The sequence below is a fragment of the Massilia sp. Mn16-1_5 genome, assembly GCF_004798585.1.
In the GTDB taxonomy this organism is placed as follows: Bacteria; Pseudomonadota; Gammaproteobacteria; order Burkholderiales; family Burkholderiaceae_D; genus Telluria.
The window spans coordinates 28,384-49,442 of sequence record NZ_PPXQ01000024.1 but is presented as its reverse complement, the minus strand read 5'-3'; the positions used below and the strand labels follow the sequence as shown (position 1 = coordinate 49,442).

The following is a 21,059-nucleotide window of genomic DNA, read 5'->3' as shown; positions in this document are numbered from 1 at the left end:
GTGAACTTGCTACGAACGGTGGTGCACCGCAGGGTGGGCATGCCCACGCGGATATACGCGACGGCGGAACCCTCGCGCACGAACACGGAGCCCGTACGAATCAACGCGGATGCTTCTCGGCTCCCGCTTCCGCCAGCAGATCCGACAACTCCACCGTATCCACGGGCTTGACCATGTAATGGTCGAAACCGGCATCCATCGCCGCGTCGCGGTCCTGCTGGCGGCCGTAGCCGGTCATCGCGATCAGGGTGGCGCCGGTGGCCTGCGGCAGGCGGCGCAGGCGGCGCGCCAGCTCGTTGCCGTCGAAGTCGGGCAGGCCGATGTCGAGCAGGCAGACGTCGGGGACGAAGACGCGCGCCAGGTCCACCGCGTCGGCCGCACAGTAGGCGATCTCCACGTGGTGGCCGCCGGCGGCCAGGAACAGCTGCAGGGTGTGGGCGGCGTCGAGGTTGTCGTCCACCAGCAGCACCCTCAAGGGCTTCGCAAGCTGGGTGTGGCCGCTGGTCTGGGCCACCGGGGCCAGGACTTCCTGGGTGTGGCGCGGCAGGCGCACGGTGAAGGTGCTGCCCTGGCCCAGGCCCGGGCTCTGTGCCTGCACCGTTCCGCCGTGCAGTTCGACCAGGCTTTTCGCCAGCGCCAGGCCCAGGCCCAGGCCGCCCTGCGAGCGGTCCGGGGTGCGCTCGGCCTGGGTGAACAGGTCGAAGACGCGGGCGACCAGCTGCGGTTCCATGCCGATGCCGTCGTCGCTGACGGTGATCACGTAGTCCGGGCCGTCTTCAAGCAGGTGCAGTTCGATGCGTCCGCCCTCGGGCGTGTATTTGTTGGCGTTGTTCAGCAGGTTGGCCACCACCTGCACCAGGCGCTTGTGGTCGCCCTTCACGGTCGCCGGATCGGGCGGCAGGTCGAGCACGACGCTGTGGCGCCGGGTCGTGATCAGGGGCCGGATCTGTTCGGCCGCATCGTCGATGACTTTCCTCAGGTCGAGCACCTGGGTCGAGATCGATACCAGGCCGCGGGTGACGCGCGAGACGTCCAGCAGGTCGTCCACCAGGCCCGTCATGTGCTCGACCTGGCGCGCGATGATGGCGCAGGTCTGGGTGATCTGCGCATTGTCCGAGTGGAGGAGCTTCAGCAAGTGCGCCCCGGTGCTGATCGGCGCCAGCGGGTTGCGCAGCTCGTGCGCCAGCATGGCCAGGAATTCGTCCTTGCGCTGGTCGGCCGCGCGCAGCTCGCGCTCGGCCAGGCCGCGTGCCGCTTCCTTCTTCTGCAGGGTGGCGGCCATTTCGTCGAGGGCCAGGGCCAGGCGCCCGATCTCTTCGCGGTCGTAGGCGATGCCGGAACGCGCATCGAGGTCGCCGGCGGCGATGCGGCGCGCCGTGTCCATGAGTTTGCGCACGCGCTGCACGATCAGCACGTCGCCCGCGAGCCAGGCGGCCAGCAGGGCCAGCATGGTGGTGGCGGCCAGGCCGATCAGCGACATCAGCTGGGCGCGGCGCGCGCCCGCCGTCACGGTGTCGACCGGGATGCCGATCGTGACCGTGTAGTCCGACAGGGCAGGGGCGCCCACGCGCGCGAAGGTGTGCAGGCGTTCGACGTCGTCGTCGTCGCGCACCACCACGGCGCGCCGGCCGCTGCCCTTCATCGATTCGCGCATCGCATCGCGCATGGTGTTCGAGACCTTGTGCCCAAACCAGCGCTCCGGATCGGGGCGGCGCGAGATGATGGTGCCGTTGGCGTCGGTCGTCACCAGCACCGAGCCGGGCGGCAGGTTGATGTCGGCGACGAAGGTGTCGAGGCCGGCCAGGTCCATCGCCGCGAAGACGACGGCGACGACCTTGCCGGCGCGGTCGATCACGGGGTAGGTGAGGTTGATCGTATGGCGCCGGATGACACGCCCGAAGACATAATCGCCGGCGATGAAGCGGCGCTCGGCGATGGCGCGCTTGAAGTGGCTGCGGTCGCCCAGGTTGACCGGATGGAGCATGGGCACGGCGCTGCAGGTGACGTCGCCGTTCAGCTGGATCAGGCCGAAGTTCACATAGCCTTCGTTGCGGTCCAGGACGTCCGCCAGCAGCGCATTGCAGCGCGGCGTCTCGCCCATCAGGTCGGGTACGCTGGCCAGATCCACCAGGATCTGCCGCGCGCGCTCGATCGATTGCGCCTCGTTGGCCGCGGCCAGGTTGGTCAGGCGGCGCAGGTTTTCCTGCGAGGCCTCGACCGCCTGTTCGCGTTCGCGCAGGCCGCCCAGGATGGTCATCATGGCCAGCGGCAGGATCGCCAGCGCGACCAGCAGCATCAGCCTGCTGCGCAGGCTGTTCAGCTTGAAGAGTGGGCGGCCCGGTTTCATTACGCCGCCGCCCGCTGCTCAAGCAGGCGGTCGCCAAAGGCCACCAGGCGGCGCACGCCTTCGACCAGGGTGTCGACGTCGTCGCAGATGTAGCCGATGCGGATGAAGCCGGGCACGCCGAGCGCGTCGCCCGGCATGATGGCCACGCCTTCCTCGGCCAGCAGGCCTTCGGCGAAGGCTTCGGCATCGAGCGTCAGGCTGCGCACGTCGCCCCACAGGTAGGGGCCGGAGTCGGGGCACCGCATGTCCAGCCAGGGCACGGCGCGCACCATGTCCAGCACCCGGTCGCGGCGCGCACGGTATTCGTCGATCATGTGCTGCTGCGGCCCGCAGTCGAAGGCGGCGGCAGTGGCCACCTGGGCCAGGTGCGAGGTGGCGGCCGTGATCGGGCCCTGCAGCGTCTGCATCGCGCTCGCGATCGCGCTCGGGGCCAGCGCGAAGCCGAGGCGCCAGCCCATCATCGCATAGCTTTGCGAGGCCGAGAAAATCGTCACCACGCCGAGCGTGCGCCAGTCGCACAGGGCGGCGAAGCTGGTGTGGACCGGCCCGAAGCTGAGGTGTTCGTAGCTCTCGTCGACGATGACCTGGGCGTCGCGCGCCTGCACCCAGTCGCGCAGGTGCTCGAGCTCCGCGCGCGTAAACACCTTGCCGGTGGGGTTGTGCGGGTTGTTGACGATGACCAGGTCGGCCTGCGGGCAGCTAGCCAGGGTGGCGGGCGTGATTGTTTGCGGCAGGTCGACCAGCACCGGAACCAGGCCCAGCAGCTGGCAGGTAGTGACATAGGCCGGCCAGTGCGGCTTGAAGATCAGGACGCGGTCGCCCGGGTCGGTCATCGCGTACAGCGCCTGGTACAGGGCCTGCTTGGCGCCGTTGGTGACGATGACTTCGTTCGCCTCGGCCTGGACGCCGTTCTCGCGCTCGAGCTTGACGCACAGGCCGCGGCGCACGTCGAGCGCGCCGGCGACGCCGGTGTAAGGCATGGTGCGCTCGTCCTGAACGGCACGCGCGACGGCATCGAGCACGGAGGCGGGCGGCGTGAAATGGGAGATGGCGATCGAAAAATCGATGATGCCCATCCCCTCGTTGCGGAAGTCTTCGACGCGGCCGTGCATGGCGGTCGTTGCGAGGGGGCGGGAGGCGGCAATCCGTTGCGAAATCTTCATTATTATGCTTTATGAATAATTGATTAACAATGTGTCTCCGTGTGGCTTCCGCATGCCACAACATTTCCTGATTGTACTAAACATTTGTCTTTGCGCGAGCGCAAATGGATTCAAAGAAACTCTAATGCGCGCGTTCCGTTACAACAGGCGCACACGGAAATTCCCGCCATGCTACGCGCCTTGGCGAGTCGGGCGAGCGCCGCAGGAATGGGCTTTCTGGTACGGTGGTCACAACTGCAACAATGGAGCGACCATGAACCACCACATCGTACGCATGCTGCCCAACTTCGAGGCCGCCGAGGCGGCGCGCAAGGGCTTGCTGGCCGAGGGTTTCGACGGCAACGGCATCGATATCAACGTGACCAGCGACGAAGCCGGTCCCGCCGAGAGCCATTTCTACGTCGGCGATTCGCCCGAGGTCAAAGGGGGCACCGACTACAAGGACGTCTTCAAGCCCGCCGACCGGGGCGATCTGTGCGTGATGACGGTAACGGTGGCCGACGCATCCCAGCTCGAACGCGCGGCCGCCATTCTCGAACACAATGGCGCCTTCGACGCCGATCCCGCGCACCTGCCGCCGAAAACGCCTAAACACAGCTAAGCGGCCGGGAGCGTCCCGGCAGCTCCAGCTCAGCTCCAGCTCAGCTCCAACTGAGGTCGGTCTTGCTGAGCGGTAGCTCGCGCACGCGCTTGCCGGTGGCGGCGAAGATCGCATTGCAGACCGCCGGCGCCAGCGGCGGCAGTACCGGTTCGCCCAGTCCCGTGACCGGATAATCGGTCTTCAGGAAGTGGATGTCGATCCTGGTCGGCGTTTCCGGCATGCGCAGCAGCTTGTACTCGTGAAAGTTGCTTTGTACCACGCGGCCGCCTTCGATGTTCAGCTCCGGATGCAGCAGCGTCGACAGGCCGTCGATGACCGAGCCCTGCACCTGGTTCTCGGCGCCGGACAGGTTGACGATCTGGGCGCCGATGTCGGTCACCACCACGACCCGGTCCACGCTCAGCTCGCCCGTCTTCGAGACCGTCACCTCGGCCACTTCGGCGACGTAGCCGCGGTGGCTGAAGTGGAAGGCCACGCCGGCGCCCTGGCCGCGCGCGAATTTCTTCTTGCCCCAGCCGGACTTCTCGGCGACTTCCTTCAAGACATTGCGCATGCGCGCTACGCTATACGGCTGGCCGCGTTCGCCGGTGCCCGGCACGATGTCCTTGTCGCCCAGCAGTTCCAGGCGGAACTCGACCGGATCGCGGCCGCCTGCATGGGCCAGCTCGTCGATGAAGCTGTGGAAGACCCAGCTGAAGACATTGCTGCCCGGAGCACGCCAGGGACCCATCGGAATCCGGCATTCGAGGGCGGTCTGTTCCAGCTGGCAGTTGGCCAGCCAGCGTCCCGGGAATTCGTCGCCCGAAAGGCTGCCGCCGCTGCCCGGCTGCAGGATGCTTTTCCCGTCGCGCTCGACGCGGTTGGCGAAGGTGACGAAGTGGTTGTGCCAGGCGACCAGCTTGCCCTGGGCATCGACACCGCCGCGCAGGTGGTGGAAGCCGCCGGCGCGGAAATGGTCGTGCTGCAAATCGTCTTCGCGGGTCCAGGTCAGCTTCACCGGCGCGCCGACCTTTTGTGCAATAGCTGCCGCTTCGACGATGAAGTCGGAGCTCAGGCGCCGCCCGAAACCGCCGCCGCTGCGGATAATGTGCAGCAGGATCTTTTCCTTCGGCATGCCGAAAGTGCTGCTGACCAGTGCCTGGCCGGCGCCCGGGTTCTGGGTCGGCGCCCACAGTTCCAGCGTTCCGTCGGCCGGCTTGAACCAGGCCGTGCAGTTCTGCGGCTCCATGCTCGCGTGCGAGATGAAGGGGTAGGTGTAGCTCGCTTCCACGGTTTTCGCCGCGCCGGCGAGGGCCGCGCGCACGTCGCCGTCCTGGCGCAACACCGTCGTGCCTGGCTTGCCGGCAGCAAGCCGGGCTTGTGCCGCGAAATCGGCCCAGCTGTGGCCGGCGCCTTCACCCTCGTCCCACTTGACCTCAAGTGCGCGCCGCGCCTTGAAGGCGGCCCAGGTCGAGGTGGCGACGATCGCCACGCCGGGGCGCAGGCCGTTCAGGTTGGCCGTGCCCTCGACGATGAAGGCATCCTTCACGCCCGGCATGGCCTTGATCGCGTCCAGGTTGGCACTGAGCGGCTTGCCCCCGAAGACCGGGCATTTTGCGTACACCGCATACAGCATGCCCGGCAATTGCACGTCGATGCCGAACAGCGGCTTGCCGCTGACGATGGCGGCGTTATCGACGCCGCCGATGCGGGTGCCGAGCAGGGAATACGTGGCCGGATCCTTCAGCTGGACCTGGGCCGCTTCCGGCAGCGGCAGCTTGGCAGCGGCGGGCACCAGCGCGCCATAGCCGAGCTTGCGTCCGCTCGGCGTGTGCTGGACGGCGCCATGGGCGGCGCGGCATTCGGACACCGGCACATTCCACGCCTGGCTCGCTGCCTGCACCAATATGGTGCGTGCGGTCGCGCCCAGGCGATGGAAATCGTTGTAGTTGGTCGGGGTCGAGGTCGAGCCGCCGGCGCCCTGGCTACCGTAGGCCGGATTCAGGTCGCCCTGGACGATGCGCACGTCCTTCCAATCGATTTCCAGCTCTTCGGCAATGACCATCGGCAGCGAGGTCTTGATGCCCTGGCCGATTTCCGGCTGCTTCGAGACCAGGGTGACGACGCCGTCGCGGCCGATGCGGATAAAGACGTTCGGCGAGAAGTCGGTGGCGGTATTGGCGGCGCCGGTGGTCTGCGCGGCGAGGACGCCGCCCGGGCCCATGCCGATAACGAGCGCACCGGCGCCGACTGCGCGCAGGAAGCCGCGGCGCGAAGCAGAGGCGGGAGCGTTCATGCCTTGCCCTTTCCATTTTTTGCACCCGTGGCAATCTCGGCGGCGCGGTGAATGCCGGCGCGGATGCGCGTATAGGTCGCACAGCGGCACAAGTTGCCGGCCATGGCTTCGTCGATCTGGGCGTCGGTCGGCTGCGGGTGTTGCTTCAATAAGGCGCAGGCGCTCATGATCTGGCCCGACTGGCAGTAGCCGCACTGCGGCACGTCGAGTTCCTGCCAGGCTTGCTGCAGCGGATGCTGGTGCTGCTTGTGCAGGCCTTCGATGGTCGTGATCTTCGCCTTGCCGATGGCGGACACGGGCAGCAGGCAGGAACGGGTGGGGGCGCCGTCGAGATGCACGGTGCAGGCGCCGCACTGGCCCGCGCCGCAGCCGTACTTGGCGCCGACCAGTCCCAGTCCGTCGCGCAGTGCCCACAGCAGCGGGGTGTCGGGCTCGACATCCAGCTCGTGCCGCTTGCCATTGATGTTCAGCGTGGTCTTCGTCATCGGCTCTTCCTTGCCTGGCTGTAAATCCGTGCATCGTATCAAAAAGGGGCAGGGCCGAGAGTGGGTTGTGGAAAGATTATTGTTAGAGAATTGTTGCTAGCGACAGCGGCGCAGCGAGGGCGCGTTTGCCGGGCTGGCGATGACGGGCGAATCGTGGTGCGGGCGCGACGACCGTGTGCTTGTCACCGAAGGTTGATAGTGTTTTTTGCTAACTAGTTATAATCGCTGCACTGGATTAACCGGGAGTGCCAGCGTATGTCCGACATGCAGTTTTCCAACAACTACCGCGACCTCAGCAATTCGACGGGCGTCGATGCCGGTTTCCAGTTCGAGTTCTATTGCGAGCGCTGCAGCGACCGCTGGCGCACCCATTTCAGGCCTTATCGCAGCGCCCAGGCCTCGGGCTGGCTGCAAAAGGGCGCCAACATGTTCGGCGGCCTGCTGGGCAATGCCGGCAGCGTGCTCGGCAGCATGGCGGAAGCCGGCTGGCACTCGGCGCGCGACGAAGCCTTCACCGAAGCCGTCGCCGCCGGCAAGGCGCACTTCAACCGCTGCGGCAATTGCCACGACTACGTCTGCGGCCAGTGCTTCGACGGCGCCAGTGGGCTCTGCTTCGATCGCGCCCCCCAACGTGCAAGTCAAGATCACGCAGGCGCGGGCGCAGGGCGAAGTCTCCGCCGCGTCGGAAAAGGCGAATCTCGAAGGCCAGGTCCGGGGCGGACGTCATGACGTGACCCAGACCATGCAGCTGGTCTGCTCGCAATGCCGGGCCGAGACCCATGGCGCCAAGTTCTGTCCGGAATGCGGACACAGGACGGCGCAGCAGGTGGCCTGCCGCGCCTGCTCGACGATGCTGCAGCCGGGGACCAAGTTCTGTACGGAGTGTGGCGAGCGGCAGTAAACGCGTGGACGGCGAAGCCGTCCACCCTACATCTACGAATTAAATCCCCTCTGGATACGTCTCCGGCGGTTCGCCCGAATGCCAGCCGCTGGTCGCATCGAGCGGCACCAGGGCTTCGGTCTTGTCGATGTGGATGATGGCGTCGAACTGCTGGGCCAGCTGGGCATCGAAGTAATGGCTCTGGCGTTCGCTGCGCGGCAGGTAGAGCACGCCGATGGCCCGTTCCAGGCGCCGCTCGAGCAGCAGGCGGCGGGCGGGACTCTCGTCGCGCAAGTTCAGGTAGAAGCGTGGCACGCCGACGTGGTGCAGCAGTTCCTCGTAGCTGCCAGGCATGCCGGGACGTACGCGCTTGCGCTCGGCCGGCCCGTCCCATTCGGACGCGGCCGTGACGTGACCTTCGTAGGTGGAAAAGCCGACCAGGCAGGTCTGCCCGGGGTAAGCTTTGCGCGCCAGCTCGCCGACATTCCATTCGCCCAGATTGCCCATGTAGGTCGCGCGGGCGTCGCCGATGTGCGAGTTGTGTTCCCAGATGACGATCTTGGCCGGCGTGCCGTCCTTGGAGAGGTGGCGTGCGAGCGCGTCCAGGGTTTCGGCCATGTGGCTGTCGCGCAGGTTCCATGAGGACACGCGGCCGCGAAACATGGTGCGGTAGTATTCCTCGGCATTTTTCACGAGGCGCGCGTTCTGCTGGGCGTAGAAGAAAGCATCCTCGCTCGAGGCGCCGTCGGCCTGCATGTAGTCGAAGGCGCGCTGCTGCAGTTCCTGCAGCTGGGTCAGTACCCCTTGCTGGCAGGATTCGGACAGTCCGACGCCGGTGGCGTAGCCGTAGTGCTGGCTGTCTTCGCCGTAATGGTCGAAGCAGGCGTAGCGGCGCCGCGCTTCCTCGGCCGCCACCGGGTCGACCTGCTCCAGATAATTGAGCACCTCACGCACCGAGGTGAACAGGCTGTACAGGTCGAGTCCGTAGAAGCCGACCTTCGGTCCGGCCTTGACGCCGGCATTGTGGGTGCGCAGCCAGTCGACGAAGTTGGCGACGTCGGTGTTGCGCCACATCCAGGCGGGAAAACGCTCGAAGCCGGACAGGGCGGCGTTGGCGTCGGCGTCACTGCCTTCGCCGCGCACGTAGCGGTTGACGCGGTAGGCGTCGGGCCAGTCGGCCTCGACCGCCACCGCGGTGAATCCCTTTTCGCGGATCAGGCGCTGGGTGATGCGCGCCCGTTCTTCGTAGAACTCGTGGGTGCCGTGGGTTGCTTCGCCGATCAGGACGAAGCGAGCGTCGCCCACGAGGTTCATCAGGGCGTCGTAGTCGCCCGGTCCGCCGTTGAGCGGACGGGCGGCAGCCGCCAGGGCGGCCGCGCTGATGTCGATCGCGGCCGTCATGGCGTCAATGCAGGAAGCGGCTGCCAGACTTCTCGCGCTGGGCGGCGTCGTGCGGAATGGCGCCACGCTCGATGAAGTGCTTCATGCGCGCGAGGTCGTCGTCCATCTGGCGCTTCGGATCGGAGCCGAGCAGGGCGGCCAGGCCGTGGCCGACCGCGCCCGCTGGCGGCGAGTACGAGAAGCGCACCGTGACGCGCGTGCCGCCGCGGTAGGGTTCGAATTCGACCGAGCCCGAGTTCGGAATCTCCGCGCCAGGTTCGCTGCGCCAGGCCAGGCGCCGGTTCTTTACTTGCTCGGTGAGCATGGAGTCGAATTCGAACTGGGTACCGGCCGGACCCTGCACGACCCAGTGCGAGCGGCGGCGGCCGATGTCGCGCACTTCGATCACGTGCGACATGAAGCGCGGGAAGTTCTCGTACTTGCTCCACATGTCGTAGACCTCGTCGGGCGAGGCGTCGATGCGGATGCTCTTTTCGAGATCGATGCTCTGTCCGCGTCCGCCGCCCAGCAGGTTCGAGAGCATGGAGCCGCCCGTGCCGCCGCTGCGCGCCGCCAGCGCCACCGCACCGAGTGCCACCGCAGCCGCGACCGGCGAGCGGCGGAACAGCCCGATCAGGCCGAGCAGGCCGCCGCCGACCACGGCCGGGTTGCGCAGCAGCGAGGACAAGTCTTCGCGGTTGTCGAGGTGCAGGGCGCGCGCGGCGCTGCCGGCGGCCTGGCTGGCCATGCGGGCATAGCGCGAGGTGGCGGCGCCGACGCTGCTGGAGGCATCGTCGAGCATGCGCGAGGCGCTGTCCATGGCGTCGTCATAGCTGCGGCGAGCCGAGCCGTTCGGCTTGGCCGATTCGAGCATGCGGTCGGCGCGCGAACCCGCTTCGTCGAGGTAGTCGCGGGTGCGCGAGCTGGCTTCGTCCAGGTATTTGCCGCCGGTCTTGCGGGCGTCGTCGATCAGGTCGCCGGCGGCCTCGCTCGCCTGGTGGGCGGCCAGTCCGATGCGCTCGCCAATGCCGTGCCAGGCATTGCCGAGCGCACTGCCGGTGCGCGAGCCCGCGTTGCGCAGCGCCGTGGTCGAGGTGGCGCGCCGTGCGCTGCCGCGGTCGGGGTCGAGCATGTACATCAGCAGGGCGCCGGCGGCGGCGCCGCCCAGCAGCTTGGCGAGATCGGCTGCTTCGATATTGCGCTCGGTGGTGGTGGGGTATCTCATGTTCCGTCCTCTCCTTTAGTAGGCTTTAGTTGCGGCTTCTTTGCATCTGGAGCGGGCGATCGGCCTGGGTCCGCCAGGCCATCGCCAGCAAGTCCTGCACTTCCTCGTCGCTCGTCTGGTCGAACGTGTCGTACCACTGGCTCACCGCGCGAAACTGCGGCGGCGTCGCCAGGCAAATCACTTCGTCGGCCACCGCCTGCAACGCGTCGAGCGTGTCGGGCGGGGCGACCGGTGCGGCCACGACCACGCGCCGGGCACCATGCCCGCGTGCGACCTGTACCGCTGCCAGCACCGTCGAACCGGTGGCGATCCCGTCGTCGACGATGATCACCGTGCGGTCCGCCAGTACCGGCTGCGCCCGCCCGCCCCGGTAGAGGCGGGTACGGCGCTCGATTTCGAGCAGCTCGCGCGCCGTGATGGCGTCGAGCTGTTCCTGCGTCACGCCCATCAGGCCGGGCACGCCCGCCTGCAGGACGCGCACGCCGCCGCTGCCGACAGCGCCGATCGCGTACTCGGGCTGGTAAGGCAGCCCCAGTTTGCGCACCAGCAGGATGTCGAGCGTGAGCCCGAGCGTCATGGCGACGGCGAAAGCCACCGGCACGCCGCCGCGCGGCAGCGCAAGCACGATCGCATCCGGCTGGTGCGCATAGGCGCCAAGCGCTTTTGCCAGCAGCTTGCCGGCCTGCGCGCGATTCCTGAAACGGCGTACCTCCGTCATCGCGATCATCCTGACATGCACACGCGTCACGCTGCCGCGGCTATGCCAGGCAGGTCACTGGATATCGATACGCCGCACCGTGCTGCCCTGTTTCTTCGGCAGCGTCAGGTGCAGCACGCCGTTCTCCAGTTTCGCCTGCGCGGCCGCATCGTCGACCTCGGAAGGCAAGGTAAAGCTGCGCATGAACTTGCGTGCTGAACGTTCAGAATACACCACGTTTTCGCCCTCGCGCCGCTCGTTTGCCTTGCGGCATTCTCCTTCGATGGTGACGCGCTGGTGGTCGATCGCGACCTTCAGGTCTTCCTTCTCGACGCCCGGCATCTCGGCCTGCAGTTCGTAGGCCTGGTCGGTTTCCACCAGGTCCAGGCGCGGTACGCCCGTGCCTTCGTCGAGGCGGCGTCCGGCGTTCAGGGCCATGGGTGCGAAGAAGTCCTCGAACATGCTTTCCACGAGGCGGCCAAACCCGTCCTCGACCGTGCCAGGGCGGTAGGCCGACAGGGGCGTCGTTCCTCTCCTGACGAGATTCATGGTAAGCCTCCTTTCTCAACACGATGTTGTTACACATGAGCAGGCGCGGCATGGCGCCGCACCTTTTTTATAGGGCAGCGTGAAGGCGTTTTCAAGGGTAGGACAGAGGCGCGCGCGGGTACGTTGCGGCGGCTTTGCGAGAGGGCAGAAAAGGTGCAGGCAGCCGGAACCGAAAGCGGTTCCGGCGGTCGGTAAACAGAGGGCTAGGCGAGCTGGCTCAGCTGGCTGGAATGGAAGCGCAGGTGGTCTTCGACGAAGCTGGCGATGAAGTAATAGCCGTGGTCATAGCCTTCGTGGCGGCGCAGGGTCAGGGGCTGGCCGGCGACGCGGCAGGCCTCCTCGAACAGGTGTGGATTGAGCTGGTCGGGCAGGAACTTGTCGGCCAGGCCCTGGTCGACGAGGATGCCCGCCGGGAAGCGCACCGGCCCCTTGCTGACGAGTTCGGTCGCGTCCCAGTCGGCCCAGCCCTTGCGGTCCGTGCCGAGGTAGCCGCCGAAGGCTTTTTCGCCCCAGGGGCAGCGGCTCGGCGCGGCGATCGGGGCAAAGGCGGAGACGGAGCGGAACAGGTCCGGGTGGCGCATGGCCAGCACCAGGGCCCCGTGCCCGCCCATCGAGTGGCCGAAGATGCCGCAGCGGGCCTCGTCGGCGCCAAATTCGCGCAGCACCAGTTCGCGCAGTTCGAGGATGTAGCTCGACATGCGATAGTGGTGCGCCCAGGGTTCCTGGGTGGCGTCGAGATAGAAACCGGCGCCGACACCGAAATCCCAGCTGTCGCTCTCGCCGGGCACGCCGGCGCCGCGCGGGCTGGTGTCGGGCGCGACGACGATCAGGCCCAGTTCGGCCGCGACGCGTTGCGCGCCGGCCTTGATGGCGAAGGTCTCTTCGGTGCAGGTCAGGCCGGCCAGGTAGAACAGCACCGGCAGGCGCTTGCCCTCGTGGCCGGGCGGCAGGTAGACGGAAAAGCGCATCGGCAGGCCGATCGCGCTCGAATCATGCTGGTAGAAACGCTGGACGCCGCCGAAACTGGCGTGCTCGCTGATCAGTGTGGTCATGGAAGGGTCCCCTGTGGTGATGAGCACAAGTATGCCAGTTCAGCAAGCGAGACGCACTGTCTCAGACGTAACCAAGTGCTCCCAGTAGCGCGCCGGCACCCAGTACCCATAACAGATGCAGTTTCGTGCGCCAGATGACGATACAGCTCGCCAGCGCGAGCAGCCACAGCGGCCAGTGCTCGGCACCGGCTCCCGCCGAACTCGCGAGGATCCAGCTTGTCGACAGCAGCAGGGCGATCACGACCGGCGCCATGCCCTGCTTGAAGGCACGCACCGCGCGCAGCTCGCGATTGCGGTGGCCCCATTGCGCGACCTGGTAAGTAAAGATGGTCGAGGGCAGCAGGATGCCGATCATGGTCGTCGCCACGCCGAGCACGGCGGCCGCCGTGCTGCCGGCGTTCATGCCCACCTTCCAGCCCATCAGTGCCACGAACAGCACGTTCGGGCCGGGCGCGGCCTGGGCCAGCGCGATCGATTCGTTGAACTGGGCCTGGGTCAGCCAGCCGTGCTGTTCGACCAGGAAGCGATGCATTTCCGAAGTGGTCGAAATGGCGCCGCCGATCGACATCAGCGACAGCAGCAGGTAGTGGCCGAACAGGTTCAGCCAGTCGTGCCAGCTCAGGGTGATCTGGATCGCGCCGTTCATCGCAGCTCCCTGTAGGCGAGAATGCAGCCCAGGCTGCCAAGCGCAAGCAGCACATAGGCCAGCGGGAATTTCAGCAGGGCGACCAGCACGAAGCCGACGGCCACGATGGCCAGGCACCAGGGCAGGGGTACGGGACTGCGCGCCAATGCGCTCGATAGCTTGAGCCCGGCCGCCGCGATCAGCCCGGCGGAAACAGCCGCCATGCCGCGCAGGGCGCCCGCGACGTAGGTGTTGTCGGCGAAGCCTGCATGCAGGATGGCCAGCAGCAGGATCAGCACCAGCGGCACGGCCAGCATGCCGGCCAGGGCCGTGAGTGCGCCGCGCAGGCCGAAATAGCGCGCCCCGATCATCATCGACAGGTTGACCACGTTCGGCCCCGGCATGATCTGGGCCACCGCCCAGTCCTCGATGAATTCGTCCTGGGTCAGCCAGCGCTTGCGCTCGACGAGTTCGCGCTGGACGATCGCCAGCACGCCGCCGAAGCCTTGCAGGGCCAGGACGGTAAAGGCGACGAACAGGTCGGGCAGGGAAGTGGGGCGTGGCCGGTCGGGCGGATGATCGATACGAAGCGGTGCAGTCATCCCGCCATTATCGCGCCCGTACGTCTTCCTGTCACGGAAGGCTCATCCGTGATTTCCCGTATTCAGCCGCCGCCGATCCCACGCATCACGCGGCCGCTGCCGCCGCATTGGGGGCAGGACTTGCCGTCGGCCAGTTTGCCGCTGCCCGAGCAGGCCTCGCATACGTCTTCGCCGGCCCCGGGCGTGCCGGGAGAGGCTTCGTCGCCGGGATTCAGGTCGGGTTCGTTCGTCGTCGCCATGGATGCCTCGCAGGTGGAATTGAGCACGGCCATTCTAGGACGATCGTTTCCATGGCGGCGCTCTCTTGCCGAGCGACTATTTCGATTTTTTACACTTTTCGATAGGAAGTTGACATTGACATTGTCTTGTATTGATGAATACTCCTTAGGAAAATTCAACCCGACAAGACGAGGTCAGGATGGAGCAAGCGCCAAGCGAACAAACGGCCGAGCTGGCGACCGTGGAAGAAGCCCGTACCAACCTGCGCCAGCGCCGTATCGTCGACGCCGGCATCGCAGTACAGGGCAGCATGAATACGATGTCCGCCGTCGAATACCTGCGCCGGCGCGATATCGGTGCCGCCGTCATCGAACGCGTGCTGCTGGAACCGCACCGGCGCCGTTCCCGCTCTTGAATGTTTCCGGACGTTAGCTCTTTTCGATGTCAAAACTGCACGTTTGTTGCAAAACATGCGCTGCGCTTATGCACATTAATTTCTTTTTTTTATCTTTGACCGTATTCGGGATGGTTGTGCACATGATCTCGCAAGTCATTGATTTTTAGTGGGTTCGACGCTGCCCGTCGAATGGGCAAGTTGTTGTAAGCCGCATGCGGACAGCATTTCGGGCTGTCAAGTCCCGCCTTTTCCACAAAGTTATTCACAGACTTTGTGGATATCCGGAAAAGTTCTTTAGTTACGGCTACTTAGCCCGTGAGGATCGCGTAGTACACGAAGTTCTCTCTACGCTTTCGCAACTTTTTTGCCACAAGGTACAAATGGCCGAGTGCAAAATAGGCTTGCTGAGCCTTACTGGACAAATGTACAGTTGCGTTATTTGCTCCTTGCCATTTGCTCATGTCCGTTGCCGCAGCCGTTCCCCCTATTGATGATCCTTTCGCCAGTCTCAACCCCGAGCAGCGCGCGGCAGTCGAGCATGACATCGGTGCGGAAAACAGCCGCCCCTTGCTGGTCGTGGCGGGCGCCGGTTCCGGCAAGACCAATACGCTGGCGCACCGGGTGGCGCGCCTGATCCTGTCGGGCGCCGATCCGCAGCGGATCCTGTTATTGACCTTTTCGCGGCGCGCCGCCAACGAGATGACACAGCGTGCGGGCAACGTGCTGCAGCGCATCCTGAAGAGCAGCAGCGCCGGGACGCCAACCCTGCCCTGGGCCGGCACCTTCCACAGCATCGGCGCGCGCCTGCTGCGCGAGTTTTCCGGCCACATCGGCCTCGACGAATCCTTCACGATCCACGACCGCGGCGATTCCGAAGACCTGATGGGCCTGGTGCGCCACGAGATCGGCCTGACCCAGACCGCCAAGCGCTTCCCGCTGAAGGGCACCTGCCTGTCGATTTATTCGCGGGTCGTGAACGCGCGCGAACCGCTGGACCAGGTCTTGCAAAGTACCTTTCCCTGGTGCGTGGAATGGGAAGCGGACCTGAAGCGCCTGTTCGGCGCCTATGTCGACGCCAAGCAGGAGCAGAACGTGCTCGACTACGACGACCTGCTGCTGTTCTGGGCCGAGATGGCCTCGGACCCGGAACTCGGTCCCGAGATCGGTTCCCTGTTCGACCACGTGCTGGTCGACGAGTACCAGGACACCAACCGGCTGCAGGCCGCCATCATCAGTGGGATGAAGCCGGACGGAAAAGGCGTGATGGTGGTCGGCGACGACGCCCAGTCGATCTATTCCTTCCGCGGCGCGACGGTGCGCAACATCCTCGATTTCCCGCGCCAGTTCAGCCAGCCGGCCGAGGTGATCACGCTGGACCGCAACTACCGCTCCACGCAGCCCATCCTCGACGCCTCGAACGCGGTGATTGCGGCCGCGCTCGAGCGCCATGCGAAGACGCTGTGGACGGACAAGGTGGCGACCCAGCTGCCGCAGATGGTGCTGATTCCCGACGAAGCCGAACAGGCGCGCTGGGTCTGCAACCGCATCCTCGAGCACCGCGAGGCCGGCATCAAGCTCACGACCCAGGCCGTGCTGTTCCGCGCGGCCAGCCACAGCGCGGCGCTGGAACTCGAACTGATGCGCCGGAACATCCCCTTCGTCAAGTTCGGCGGCCTGAAATTCCTGGAAGCCTCGCATATCAAGGACGTGCTGGCCGTGCTGCGCTTCGCCCAGAATCCGAACGGGCGGATGGCCGGTTTCCGGGTGCTGCAGCTGATTCCCGGCATCGGCCCGGCCACCGCCACGCGCCTGCTCGACGCGGTGGCCGAGGCGCCGGAAGCGCTCGATGCCGTCGAAGCCTTTACTCCGCCGGGAAAGAGCCAGGGCGACTGGCAGGAATTCGTTACCCTGTACCGGAGACTGCGCAGGCCTGGGCTGCGCTGGCCGGCGGACATCGAACTGGTGCGCGACTGGTACCAGCCGCACCTGGAACGCCTGCACGACGATGCCGCGGTGCGCGCGGCCGACGTCGCCCAGCTGGCCCAGCTCGCCGCCGGCCACGGCAGCCGCGAACACTTCCTGGCCGAGATCACGCTCGATCCACCGGAGGCGACCAGCGACCGCGCCGGCCCGCCGCTGCTGGACGAGGATTACCTGATCCTGTCGACCATCCATTCGAGCAAGGGGCAGGAGTGGAAGTCGGTGCACGTCCTGAACGTCGTCGACGGCTGCATTCCCTCGGACATGAGCACCGGCAGCGCCGAGGAAATCGAGGAAGAGCGGCGCCTGCTGTATGTGGCCATGACGCGCGCCAAGGAACACCTGCACCTGGTGGTGCCGAACCGCTTCTTCATCAAGCAGCAGGCGCAAATGGGCGACCGCCACGTGTATGCCTCGCGCACGCGCTTCCTGACGCCCGCCATGCTCAAGCATTTCGAGGAGTGCGTCTGGATTACGGCCGACAAGGCGCAGCTGAAAAAGCCGATGCCCGATAGCGTCAGGATGCTGGTGCGCGATCGGGCCAGGAATGCATGGAAATAAGCGAGCGCAGGGGTGACAAGGCTGACTTATCCCCCGTTGTAGGACTTTGTAGGAATTTACTGATAAGCCTGCTGTAGACCCCGCGCAAGTTCGTGCAAGCCATTGATTTTAAAGGGCACAATTTCTGCCTTCAGAATGGGCATTTTGTTGAAACCCGCATCAATACTGCGCTTGCGGCTTGTCAAGTGGTGCTTTTCCACACAGTTATCCACAATTCTTGTGGATATCAGTGCATTCCTATTTAAATCAATGACTTGAGTGTCAGAGTTTGCGATATATCAAACTCTGCAGTGCGCTGAGCGCTTCCAATCCCGTGAGCGAAATAGCAACACCCGGATGGCGGCCGAGCTGCGGCGCGCGTGGGTTGATGCGCACGATGGGCGCGTCCTGCACTTCGCTCATGCGGCGCACCGACGGGATGTCGACGCCGGCGCCGATTTCGACCACCACCAGCTTGCGTACGCCCTGGCGCCACGCTTGCTGCCGCGCGTACTGGGCATCGGTCCGGCCGGTGATCCAGGCGCCGTCATTGAACATCAGGATGTTGGGCCGGGCCAGTGCCCCGCACTGCGGGCAGGTGGGTGGCGCCGAGCGCAGCCGGCAGGCGGCGGCGTCGATGACGGGCACGAAGGCATCCGCCGCCCACGTCGCATCGGAACAAGGCCGGGTGCATTGCAGCCGGTGGATCGAACCGTGGCATTCGACAATGCGGTCTTCGGCAAAACCGGCGCGCTGGAACTGGCCGTCGACATTGCTCGTGAAAACGAAGACGCCGCCGGGCATGTTCGCTGCCAGTTCGCGCAGGATGCCGAAGCCGGCGTGCGGCACCGTGTTGCGGTATAGCTGGAGGCGGTGGCCATAAAAACCCCAGGCGAGCAGGGGATCGGCCTCGAAGGCGGCCGGATTCGCGATCTCGTGAAACACGATGCCGGACGCGCGCAGGGCAGGGTAGGCTTGCCAGAAACCCTGGCTGCCGCGAAAGTCGGGCAGGCCGGAATCGACGCCCATGCCGGCGCCGGCGCAGACCAGCAGTGCCTCGGCATCCTGCAGCTGCCGGGCAGCCTGTTCGAGGGCGTCGTGCATCGATGCGTTCATCGATACGCCTCGACGGCGCAGCCGGCCAGGTCCGGCGCCTTCAGCTTCACGGGGCCATACCATTCGTCGACCGGGACGAAGCCGCCTTTGCGCCGTATCCATACCGTCCCGCTGCCCTTGTCGACCAGGGCCGAATGCAGGAAACCGTCGGACACATTGCCCTTCCGGTTCGGCAGGCGCACCACGACCAGGTCCGCGGCGCGCGCGCCATGCAGCTGCGGACGCCCGGCTTTCGGCAGCGGCTTGCCGAAGCCGGAAAACGAGATGCCATAGGCGTCGATCAGGTGCTCGGCCACGGGGCAGGCGGCCCGGGCCGGGATGGCGCATGCGAAGACGAGGGCTGCGGCAAGGCTGGGCAGGCGTTTCATCGCGTCTGATTCTCCGTGTTCAGCGCATCGCCGTCGTCAGGCGCCGCAATTGTTCCAGGAAGCGCTCGCAGGCCAGCGCCGGCGGCCAGGGTTCCCAGGGCGTGCCGCCGTACAGGGCCACCAGCGGATCTTCCTGCAGCACGGCGGCCTGGATCTTGAGGGTGCTGCGCACTTCCTCGGGCGACCAGCCGGCCACGTGCACGGCTTCGCTGGCCGCGGCCAGGCGGTCGGCGCGCTTGTGGCGGGCGTGGTCGAGCGCCGTCCACGAGGGCAGACCGTAGCGCAGGAAGACCACCTGTTCCAGGCGTTTGCTCAATTCCCGGAAACCTTCGCCGAGGAAGGGCTTGATCACCGACAAGGCATCGAAGCCGAGCAGGCCTTCCTCGGCGTCGTGCAGCAGTTCGCGCAGTTCCAGCAGGGGATCGACGCGGCCGAGGGCGGCGCGCTGCAGCAGCATCACCGTGATCGAATGCTGGGCCACCGAGAGCGGCAGCGGCCAGGCCGAGTGCCCGCCCCAGCGATAGGTGCGGGCCAGGCCGAGCGCGAGGTCGGCGTCGTCCCAGTCGAAAGGGGTCGGGTTCAGCAAGTCCAGGCGTTTGCCCGACGGCATGCGCACCCAGGCGCGTTGCTGGGCCATCAGGGAAATCGGTTCGTCGTTCTCATGGCCCCAATTCTACACAGGCCGGTCGAACCGTTGCGGCCCGGACAGACGCATACAGGGCCCCTTGATCCATGCGAACATGGGGGCGTGGAGGCGGCATACACTGGATCGGTTTGCGATTCCAAAGGAGGCCCCGTGGACGAACAACCCAAGCGCTACGAATGCGACGTGCTGATCGTCGGCGGCGGCATCAACGGCGCCGCCATCGCGCGCGACGCTGCCGGGCGCGGCCTGCGCGTCGTGCTGTGCGAAAAGGACGACCTGGCCCAGCACACCTCCTCGGCCTCCAGCAAGCTGATCCACGGCGGCCTGCGCTACCTCGAGCATTACGAATTCGGCCTGGTACGTAAAGCCCTGCTCGAACGCGAGACCCTGTTGCGCAGCGCGCCGCATATCATGCGGCCGCTGCGCTTCATCATGCCGCATGACGCCGGAGCGCGGCCCGCCTGGCTGATCCGCGCCGGCCTGTTCCTCTACGACCGCCTGGCGCGGCGCGAATTCCTGCCCGGCTCGCATGCGCTCGACCTGCGCAGCCATCCCGCCGGCGACTGCCTGCAGCCGCAGTTCACGCACGGCTTCATGTATTCCGACGGCTGGGTCGACGACGCCCGCCTGGTGGTGCTGAACGCGCTGGACGCCCACGAGCGGGGCGCCGTCGTCCTCACCCGGGCGCGCTGCACCCGGCCGCAGCGCCATCCCGACGGCTGGAGCGCCACGCTGGAATCTGAGGGCCGTCACCTGCACGTCACGGCGCGCTGCCTGGTGAACGCCGCCGGTCCCTGGGCCGCGCGTTTCCTGCTCGGCGCCACCAACGCCCCGGGCGGGCAGGCCCTACGCCTCATCAAGGGGAGCCACATCGTCGTGCCGCGCCTGTTCGAGCATCCGCACGCGTACATCTTCCAGCACCCGGACGGACGCATCGTGTTCGCGCTGCCCTACGAGGGGGCGTTCACCCTGGTCGGCACCACCGACGTCGATTACCGGGGCGACCTCGACAAGGTGGCGATCAGCGCTGATGAAATCGACTACCTGTGCCAATTGGTGAACCGCTACTTCCGGCGCCAGCTGACGCCTGCCGACGTGCTGTGGAGCTATGCCGGGGTGCGCCCGCTGGTCGAGGATGCCGCCGCCAGCGCGGCGAAGGCCACGCGCGATTTCCGCTTGGAGCCCGACTTGGCCGGGGCGCCGCTGCTGTCCGTTTTCGGTGGCAAGATCACGACCAGCCGCAAGCTGGCCGAGCAGGCCGTGGACTGGATCTGCTCGGCGCTCGGACGCGCCGTGCCGGCCTGGACCGAGCGCGCCTGCCTGCCGGGCGGCGATCTCTACGGTCCGCGTCCCGACAAGCGCGGCGTGCTGGAATTTCCCGCCTGGAGCACGCGCCAGGCCGGCCGCTACGGCTGGCTGCCGGCGCCCTTGCTGGAGCGCTACCTGCGCGCCTACGGTACCCGCGTCCATACGCTGCTGGCACGCCGAAACTGCCTGGCCGACATGGGCCCTGAGGTGGTGCCCGGGCTGTATGCGGCCGAGATCGAGTACCTGATGCAGCACGAATGGGCACGCGCCAGCGCCGACATCCTGTGGCGCCGTACCAAGCTGGGGCTGCACCTGGCGCCCGGCAGCGCGGCGCTGCTGGACGAGTGGATCGCCACGCGGCAAGGGGCGCTGGCGCTCTGAGGTCCTCGTTGGCGGCAGCGCATTTCCGGTCCAGGCGAGCTGGTCTTTGGGCGAAAACAACACTTCACGCATGCAAAGCGGCCTCTGCTTTTTCAGAGTATGAGCCAAATAATATATGCCGTTTTAAGCCCATAACAATATAATATTTTTAACAACATTTCGTCTGCCGGATTGTTGCCTCGGCTATTCTTATTTGCAACCGGCACCAAGACCGGCACGACAG

General features: G+C 66.2%; 22 protein-coding genes. 6 read left to right on the top strand and 16 right to left on the bottom strand.

Annotated elements, in window-relative coordinates:
- Positions 1-100: 100 nt before the first annotated feature.
- Entirely contained in the window at positions 101-2,347 is a 2,247-nt protein-coding gene (locus tag C2862_RS22510; protein ID WP_136222866.1) for an ATP-binding protein, read from the bottom strand.
- Positions 2,347-3,510: a pyridoxal phosphate-dependent aminotransferase gene (locus tag C2862_RS22505; RefSeq protein ID WP_136222864.1), complete on the bottom strand. Its 1,164-nt coding sequence runs from the start codon at positions 3,508-3,510 to the stop codon at positions 2,347-2,349. Before C2862_RS22505 ends, C2862_RS22510 begins: the two co-directional genes overlap by 1 nt.
- A gap of 253 nt (positions 3,511-3,763) precedes the next feature.
- On the opposite strand from C2862_RS22505, the gene C2862_RS22500 reads away from it, so the two are divergent.
- A complete protein-coding gene (locus C2862_RS22500; RefSeq protein WP_136222862.1) occupies positions 3,764-4,111 on the top strand; it encodes a hypothetical protein in 348 nt (115 codons plus the stop codon).
- Positions 4,112-4,151: 40 nt separating this feature from the next.
- On the opposite strand, the gene C2862_RS22495 is transcribed toward C2862_RS22500, so the two are convergent.
- Positions 4,152-6,386 carry a molybdopterin cofactor-binding domain-containing protein gene (locus C2862_RS22495; protein WP_136222860.1) on the bottom strand — a complete coding sequence of 745 codons (2,235 nt, stop codon included), beginning with the start codon at positions 6,384-6,386 and terminating at the stop codon, positions 4,152-4,154.
- Positions 6,383-6,871, bottom strand: a complete 489-nt coding sequence (locus C2862_RS22490) for a (2Fe-2S)-binding protein (RefSeq protein ID WP_136222858.1) — start codon at positions 6,869-6,871, stop codon at positions 6,383-6,385. Before C2862_RS22490 ends, C2862_RS22495 begins: the two co-directional genes overlap by 4 nt.
- 255 nt (positions 6,872-7,126) lie before the next feature.
- Here C2862_RS22490 and C2862_RS22485 point away from each other — a divergent pair, with 255 nt between their 5' ends.
- A complete protein-coding gene (locus C2862_RS22485; RefSeq protein ID WP_229467558.1) occupies positions 7,127-7,600 on the top strand; it encodes a hypothetical protein in 474 nt (157 codons plus the stop codon).
- A 1-nt stretch (position 7,601) separates the two neighbouring features.
- Positions 7,602-7,772: a zinc ribbon domain-containing protein gene (locus C2862_RS25840; protein WP_229467557.1), complete on the top strand. Its 171-nt coding sequence runs from the start codon at positions 7,602-7,604 to the stop codon at positions 7,770-7,772.
- A gap of 39 nt (positions 7,773-7,811) precedes the next feature.
- On the opposite strand, the gene C2862_RS22480 is transcribed toward C2862_RS25840, so the two are convergent.
- The 8 genes from C2862_RS22480 to C2862_RS25400 all read right to left on the bottom strand — a co-directional run bounded on the left by C2862_RS22480 (position 7,812) and on the right by C2862_RS25400 (position 14,120).
- Positions 7,812-9,152, bottom strand: coding sequence for an erythromycin esterase family protein (locus tag C2862_RS22480; RefSeq protein ID WP_136222856.1), 1,341 nt, complete (start codon positions 9,150-9,152; stop codon positions 7,812-7,814).
- Between the two features lie 4 nt (positions 9,153-9,156).
- On the bottom strand, positions 9,157-10,356 hold the full coding sequence (locus tag C2862_RS22475; protein WP_136222854.1) for an SRPBCC family protein: 1,200 nt from the start codon (positions 10,354-10,356) through the stop codon (positions 9,157-9,159).
- A 25-nt stretch (positions 10,357-10,381) separates the two neighbouring features.
- Positions 10,382-11,074, bottom strand: a complete 693-nt coding sequence (locus C2862_RS22470) for a phosphoribosyltransferase (RefSeq protein ID WP_136222852.1) — start codon at positions 11,072-11,074, stop codon at positions 10,382-10,384.
- 54 nt (positions 11,075-11,128) lie between these two features.
- On the bottom strand, positions 11,129-11,602 hold the full coding sequence (locus C2862_RS22465; protein ID WP_136222850.1) for an Hsp20/alpha crystallin family protein: 474 nt from the start codon (positions 11,600-11,602) through the stop codon (positions 11,129-11,131).
- A gap of 203 nt (positions 11,603-11,805) precedes the next feature.
- Positions 11,806-12,654, bottom strand: coding sequence for an S-formylglutathione hydrolase (fghA, locus tag C2862_RS22460; protein ID WP_136222848.1), 849 nt, complete (start codon positions 12,652-12,654; stop codon positions 11,806-11,808).
- A gap of 61 nt (positions 12,655-12,715) precedes the next feature.
- Positions 12,716-13,300, bottom strand: coding sequence for a chromate transporter (locus C2862_RS22455; protein ID WP_136222846.1), 585 nt, complete (start codon positions 13,298-13,300; stop codon positions 12,716-12,718).
- Positions 13,297-13,881, bottom strand: coding sequence for a chromate transporter (locus tag C2862_RS22450; protein ID WP_136222844.1), 585 nt, complete (start codon positions 13,879-13,881; stop codon positions 13,297-13,299). The genes C2862_RS22455 and C2862_RS22450 overlap by 4 nt, the downstream gene beginning before the upstream one ends.
- A 62-nt stretch (positions 13,882-13,943) precedes the next feature.
- Positions 13,944-14,120, bottom strand: coding sequence for a hypothetical protein (locus C2862_RS25400; RefSeq protein WP_168710146.1), 177 nt, complete (start codon positions 14,118-14,120; stop codon positions 13,944-13,946).
- A 179-nt stretch (positions 14,121-14,299) separates the two neighbouring features.
- Here C2862_RS25400 and C2862_RS22445 point away from each other — a divergent pair, with 179 nt between their 5' ends.
- Both C2862_RS22445 and C2862_RS22440 read left to right on the top strand, forming a co-directional pair.
- Positions 14,300-14,515 carry a hypothetical protein gene (locus C2862_RS22445; RefSeq protein WP_136222842.1) on the top strand — a complete coding sequence of 72 codons (216 nt, stop codon included), beginning with the start codon at positions 14,300-14,302 and terminating at the stop codon, positions 14,513-14,515.
- Between the two features lie 441 nt (positions 14,516-14,956).
- Positions 14,957-17,038, top strand: coding sequence for an ATP-dependent helicase (locus tag C2862_RS22440; RefSeq protein ID WP_136222840.1), 2,082 nt, complete (start codon positions 14,957-14,959; stop codon positions 17,036-17,038).
- 56 nt (positions 17,039-17,094) lie between these two features.
- On the opposite strand, the gene C2862_RS25395 is transcribed toward C2862_RS22440, so the two are convergent.
- The 4 genes from C2862_RS25395 to C2862_RS22425 all read right to left on the bottom strand — a co-directional run bounded on the left by C2862_RS25395 (position 17,095) and on the right by C2862_RS22425 (position 19,138).
- Positions 17,095-17,238, bottom strand: a complete 144-nt coding sequence (locus tag C2862_RS25395; protein ID WP_168710145.1) for a hypothetical protein — start codon at positions 17,236-17,238, stop codon at positions 17,095-17,097.
- A 61-nt stretch (positions 17,239-17,299) separates the two neighbouring features.
- Positions 17,300-18,133 (bottom strand): Sir2 family NAD-dependent protein deacetylase, encoded by an 834-nt coding sequence (locus tag C2862_RS22435; protein WP_136222838.1) that lies wholly within the window; start codon positions 18,131-18,133, stop codon positions 17,300-17,302.
- Positions 18,130-18,501, bottom strand: coding sequence for a hypothetical protein (locus tag C2862_RS22430; RefSeq protein ID WP_136222836.1), 372 nt, complete (start codon positions 18,499-18,501; stop codon positions 18,130-18,132). Before C2862_RS22430 ends, C2862_RS22435 begins: the two co-directional genes overlap by 4 nt.
- 19 nt (positions 18,502-18,520) lie before the next feature.
- Positions 18,521-19,138 carry a phosphohydrolase gene (locus C2862_RS22425; RefSeq protein WP_229467556.1) on the bottom strand — a complete coding sequence of 206 codons (618 nt, stop codon included), beginning with the start codon at positions 19,136-19,138 and terminating at the stop codon, positions 18,521-18,523.
- Between the two features lie 159 nt (positions 19,139-19,297).
- Between C2862_RS22425 and glpD the strand changes: the two genes are divergently transcribed.
- Positions 19,298-20,836: a glycerol-3-phosphate dehydrogenase gene (gene glpD, locus C2862_RS22420; protein ID WP_229467555.1), complete on the top strand. Its 1,539-nt coding sequence runs from the start codon at positions 19,298-19,300 to the stop codon at positions 20,834-20,836.
- Positions 20,837-21,059 lie beyond the last annotated feature (223 nt).

Bases quoted from the DNA above. Each gene is read 5' to 3' on its own strand.
- C2862_RS22455 (WP_136222846.1), bottom strand. From the start codon at position 13,300: ATGAACGGCGCGATCCAGATCACCCTGAGCTGGCACGACTGGCTGAAC.
- C2862_RS22425 (WP_229467556.1), bottom strand. From the start codon at position 19,138: ATGGCCCAGCAACGCGCCTGGGTGCGCATGCCGTCGGGCAAACGCCTG.
- C2862_RS22500 (WP_136222862.1), top strand. From the start codon at position 3,764: ATGAACCACCACATCGTACGCATGCTGCCCAACTTCGAGGCCGCCGAG.
- fghA (WP_136222848.1), bottom strand. From the start codon at position 12,654: ATGACCACACTGATCAGCGAGCACGCCAGTTTCGGCGGCGTCCAGCGT.
- C2862_RS22475 (WP_136222854.1), bottom strand. From the start codon at position 10,356: ATGAGATACCCCACCACCACCGAGCGCAATATCGAAGCAGCCGATCTC.
- C2862_RS22435 (WP_136222838.1), bottom strand. From the start codon at position 18,133: ATGAACGCATCGATGCACGACGCCCTCGAACAGGCTGCCCGGCAGCTG.
- C2862_RS22495 (WP_136222860.1), bottom strand. From the start codon at position 6,386: ATGAACGCTCCCGCCTCTGCTTCGCGCCGCGGCTTCCTGCGCGCAGTC.
- C2862_RS22510 (WP_136222866.1), bottom strand. From the start codon at position 2,347: ATGAAACCGGGCCGCCCACTCTTCAAGCTGAACAGCCTGCGCAGCAGG.
- C2862_RS22505 (WP_136222864.1), bottom strand. From the start codon at position 3,510: ATGAAGATTTCGCAACGGATTGCCGCCTCCCGCCCCCTCGCAACGACC.
- C2862_RS22465 (WP_136222850.1), bottom strand. From the start codon at position 11,602: ATGAATCTCGTCAGGAGAGGAACGACGCCCCTGTCGGCCTACCGCCCT.
- C2862_RS22445 (WP_136222842.1), top strand. From the start codon at position 14,300: ATGGAGCAAGCGCCAAGCGAACAAACGGCCGAGCTGGCGACCGTGGAA.
- C2862_RS22480 (WP_136222856.1), bottom strand. From the start codon at position 9,152: ATGACGGCCGCGATCGACATCAGCGCGGCCGCCCTGGCGGCTGCCGCC.
- C2862_RS22470 (WP_136222852.1), bottom strand. From the start codon at position 11,074: ATGACGGAGGTACGCCGTTTCAGGAATCGCGCGCAGGCCGGCAAGCTG.
- C2862_RS22450 (WP_136222844.1), bottom strand. From the start codon at position 13,881: ATGACTGCACCGCTTCGTATCGATCATCCGCCCGACCGGCCACGCCCC.
- C2862_RS22490 (WP_136222858.1), bottom strand. From the start codon at position 6,871: ATGACGAAGACCACGCTGAACATCAATGGCAAGCGGCACGAGCTGGAT.
- C2862_RS25400 (WP_168710146.1), bottom strand. From the start codon at position 14,120: ATGGCGACGACGAACGAACCCGACCTGAATCCCGGCGACGAAGCCTCT.
- C2862_RS22430 (WP_136222836.1), bottom strand. From the start codon at position 18,501: ATGAAACGCCTGCCCAGCCTTGCCGCAGCCCTCGTCTTCGCATGCGCC.
- C2862_RS22440 (WP_136222840.1), top strand. From the start codon at position 14,957: ATGTCCGTTGCCGCAGCCGTTCCCCCTATTGATGATCCTTTCGCCAGT.
- C2862_RS22485 (WP_229467558.1), top strand. From the start codon at position 7,127: ATGTCCGACATGCAGTTTTCCAACAACTACCGCGACCTCAGCAATTCG.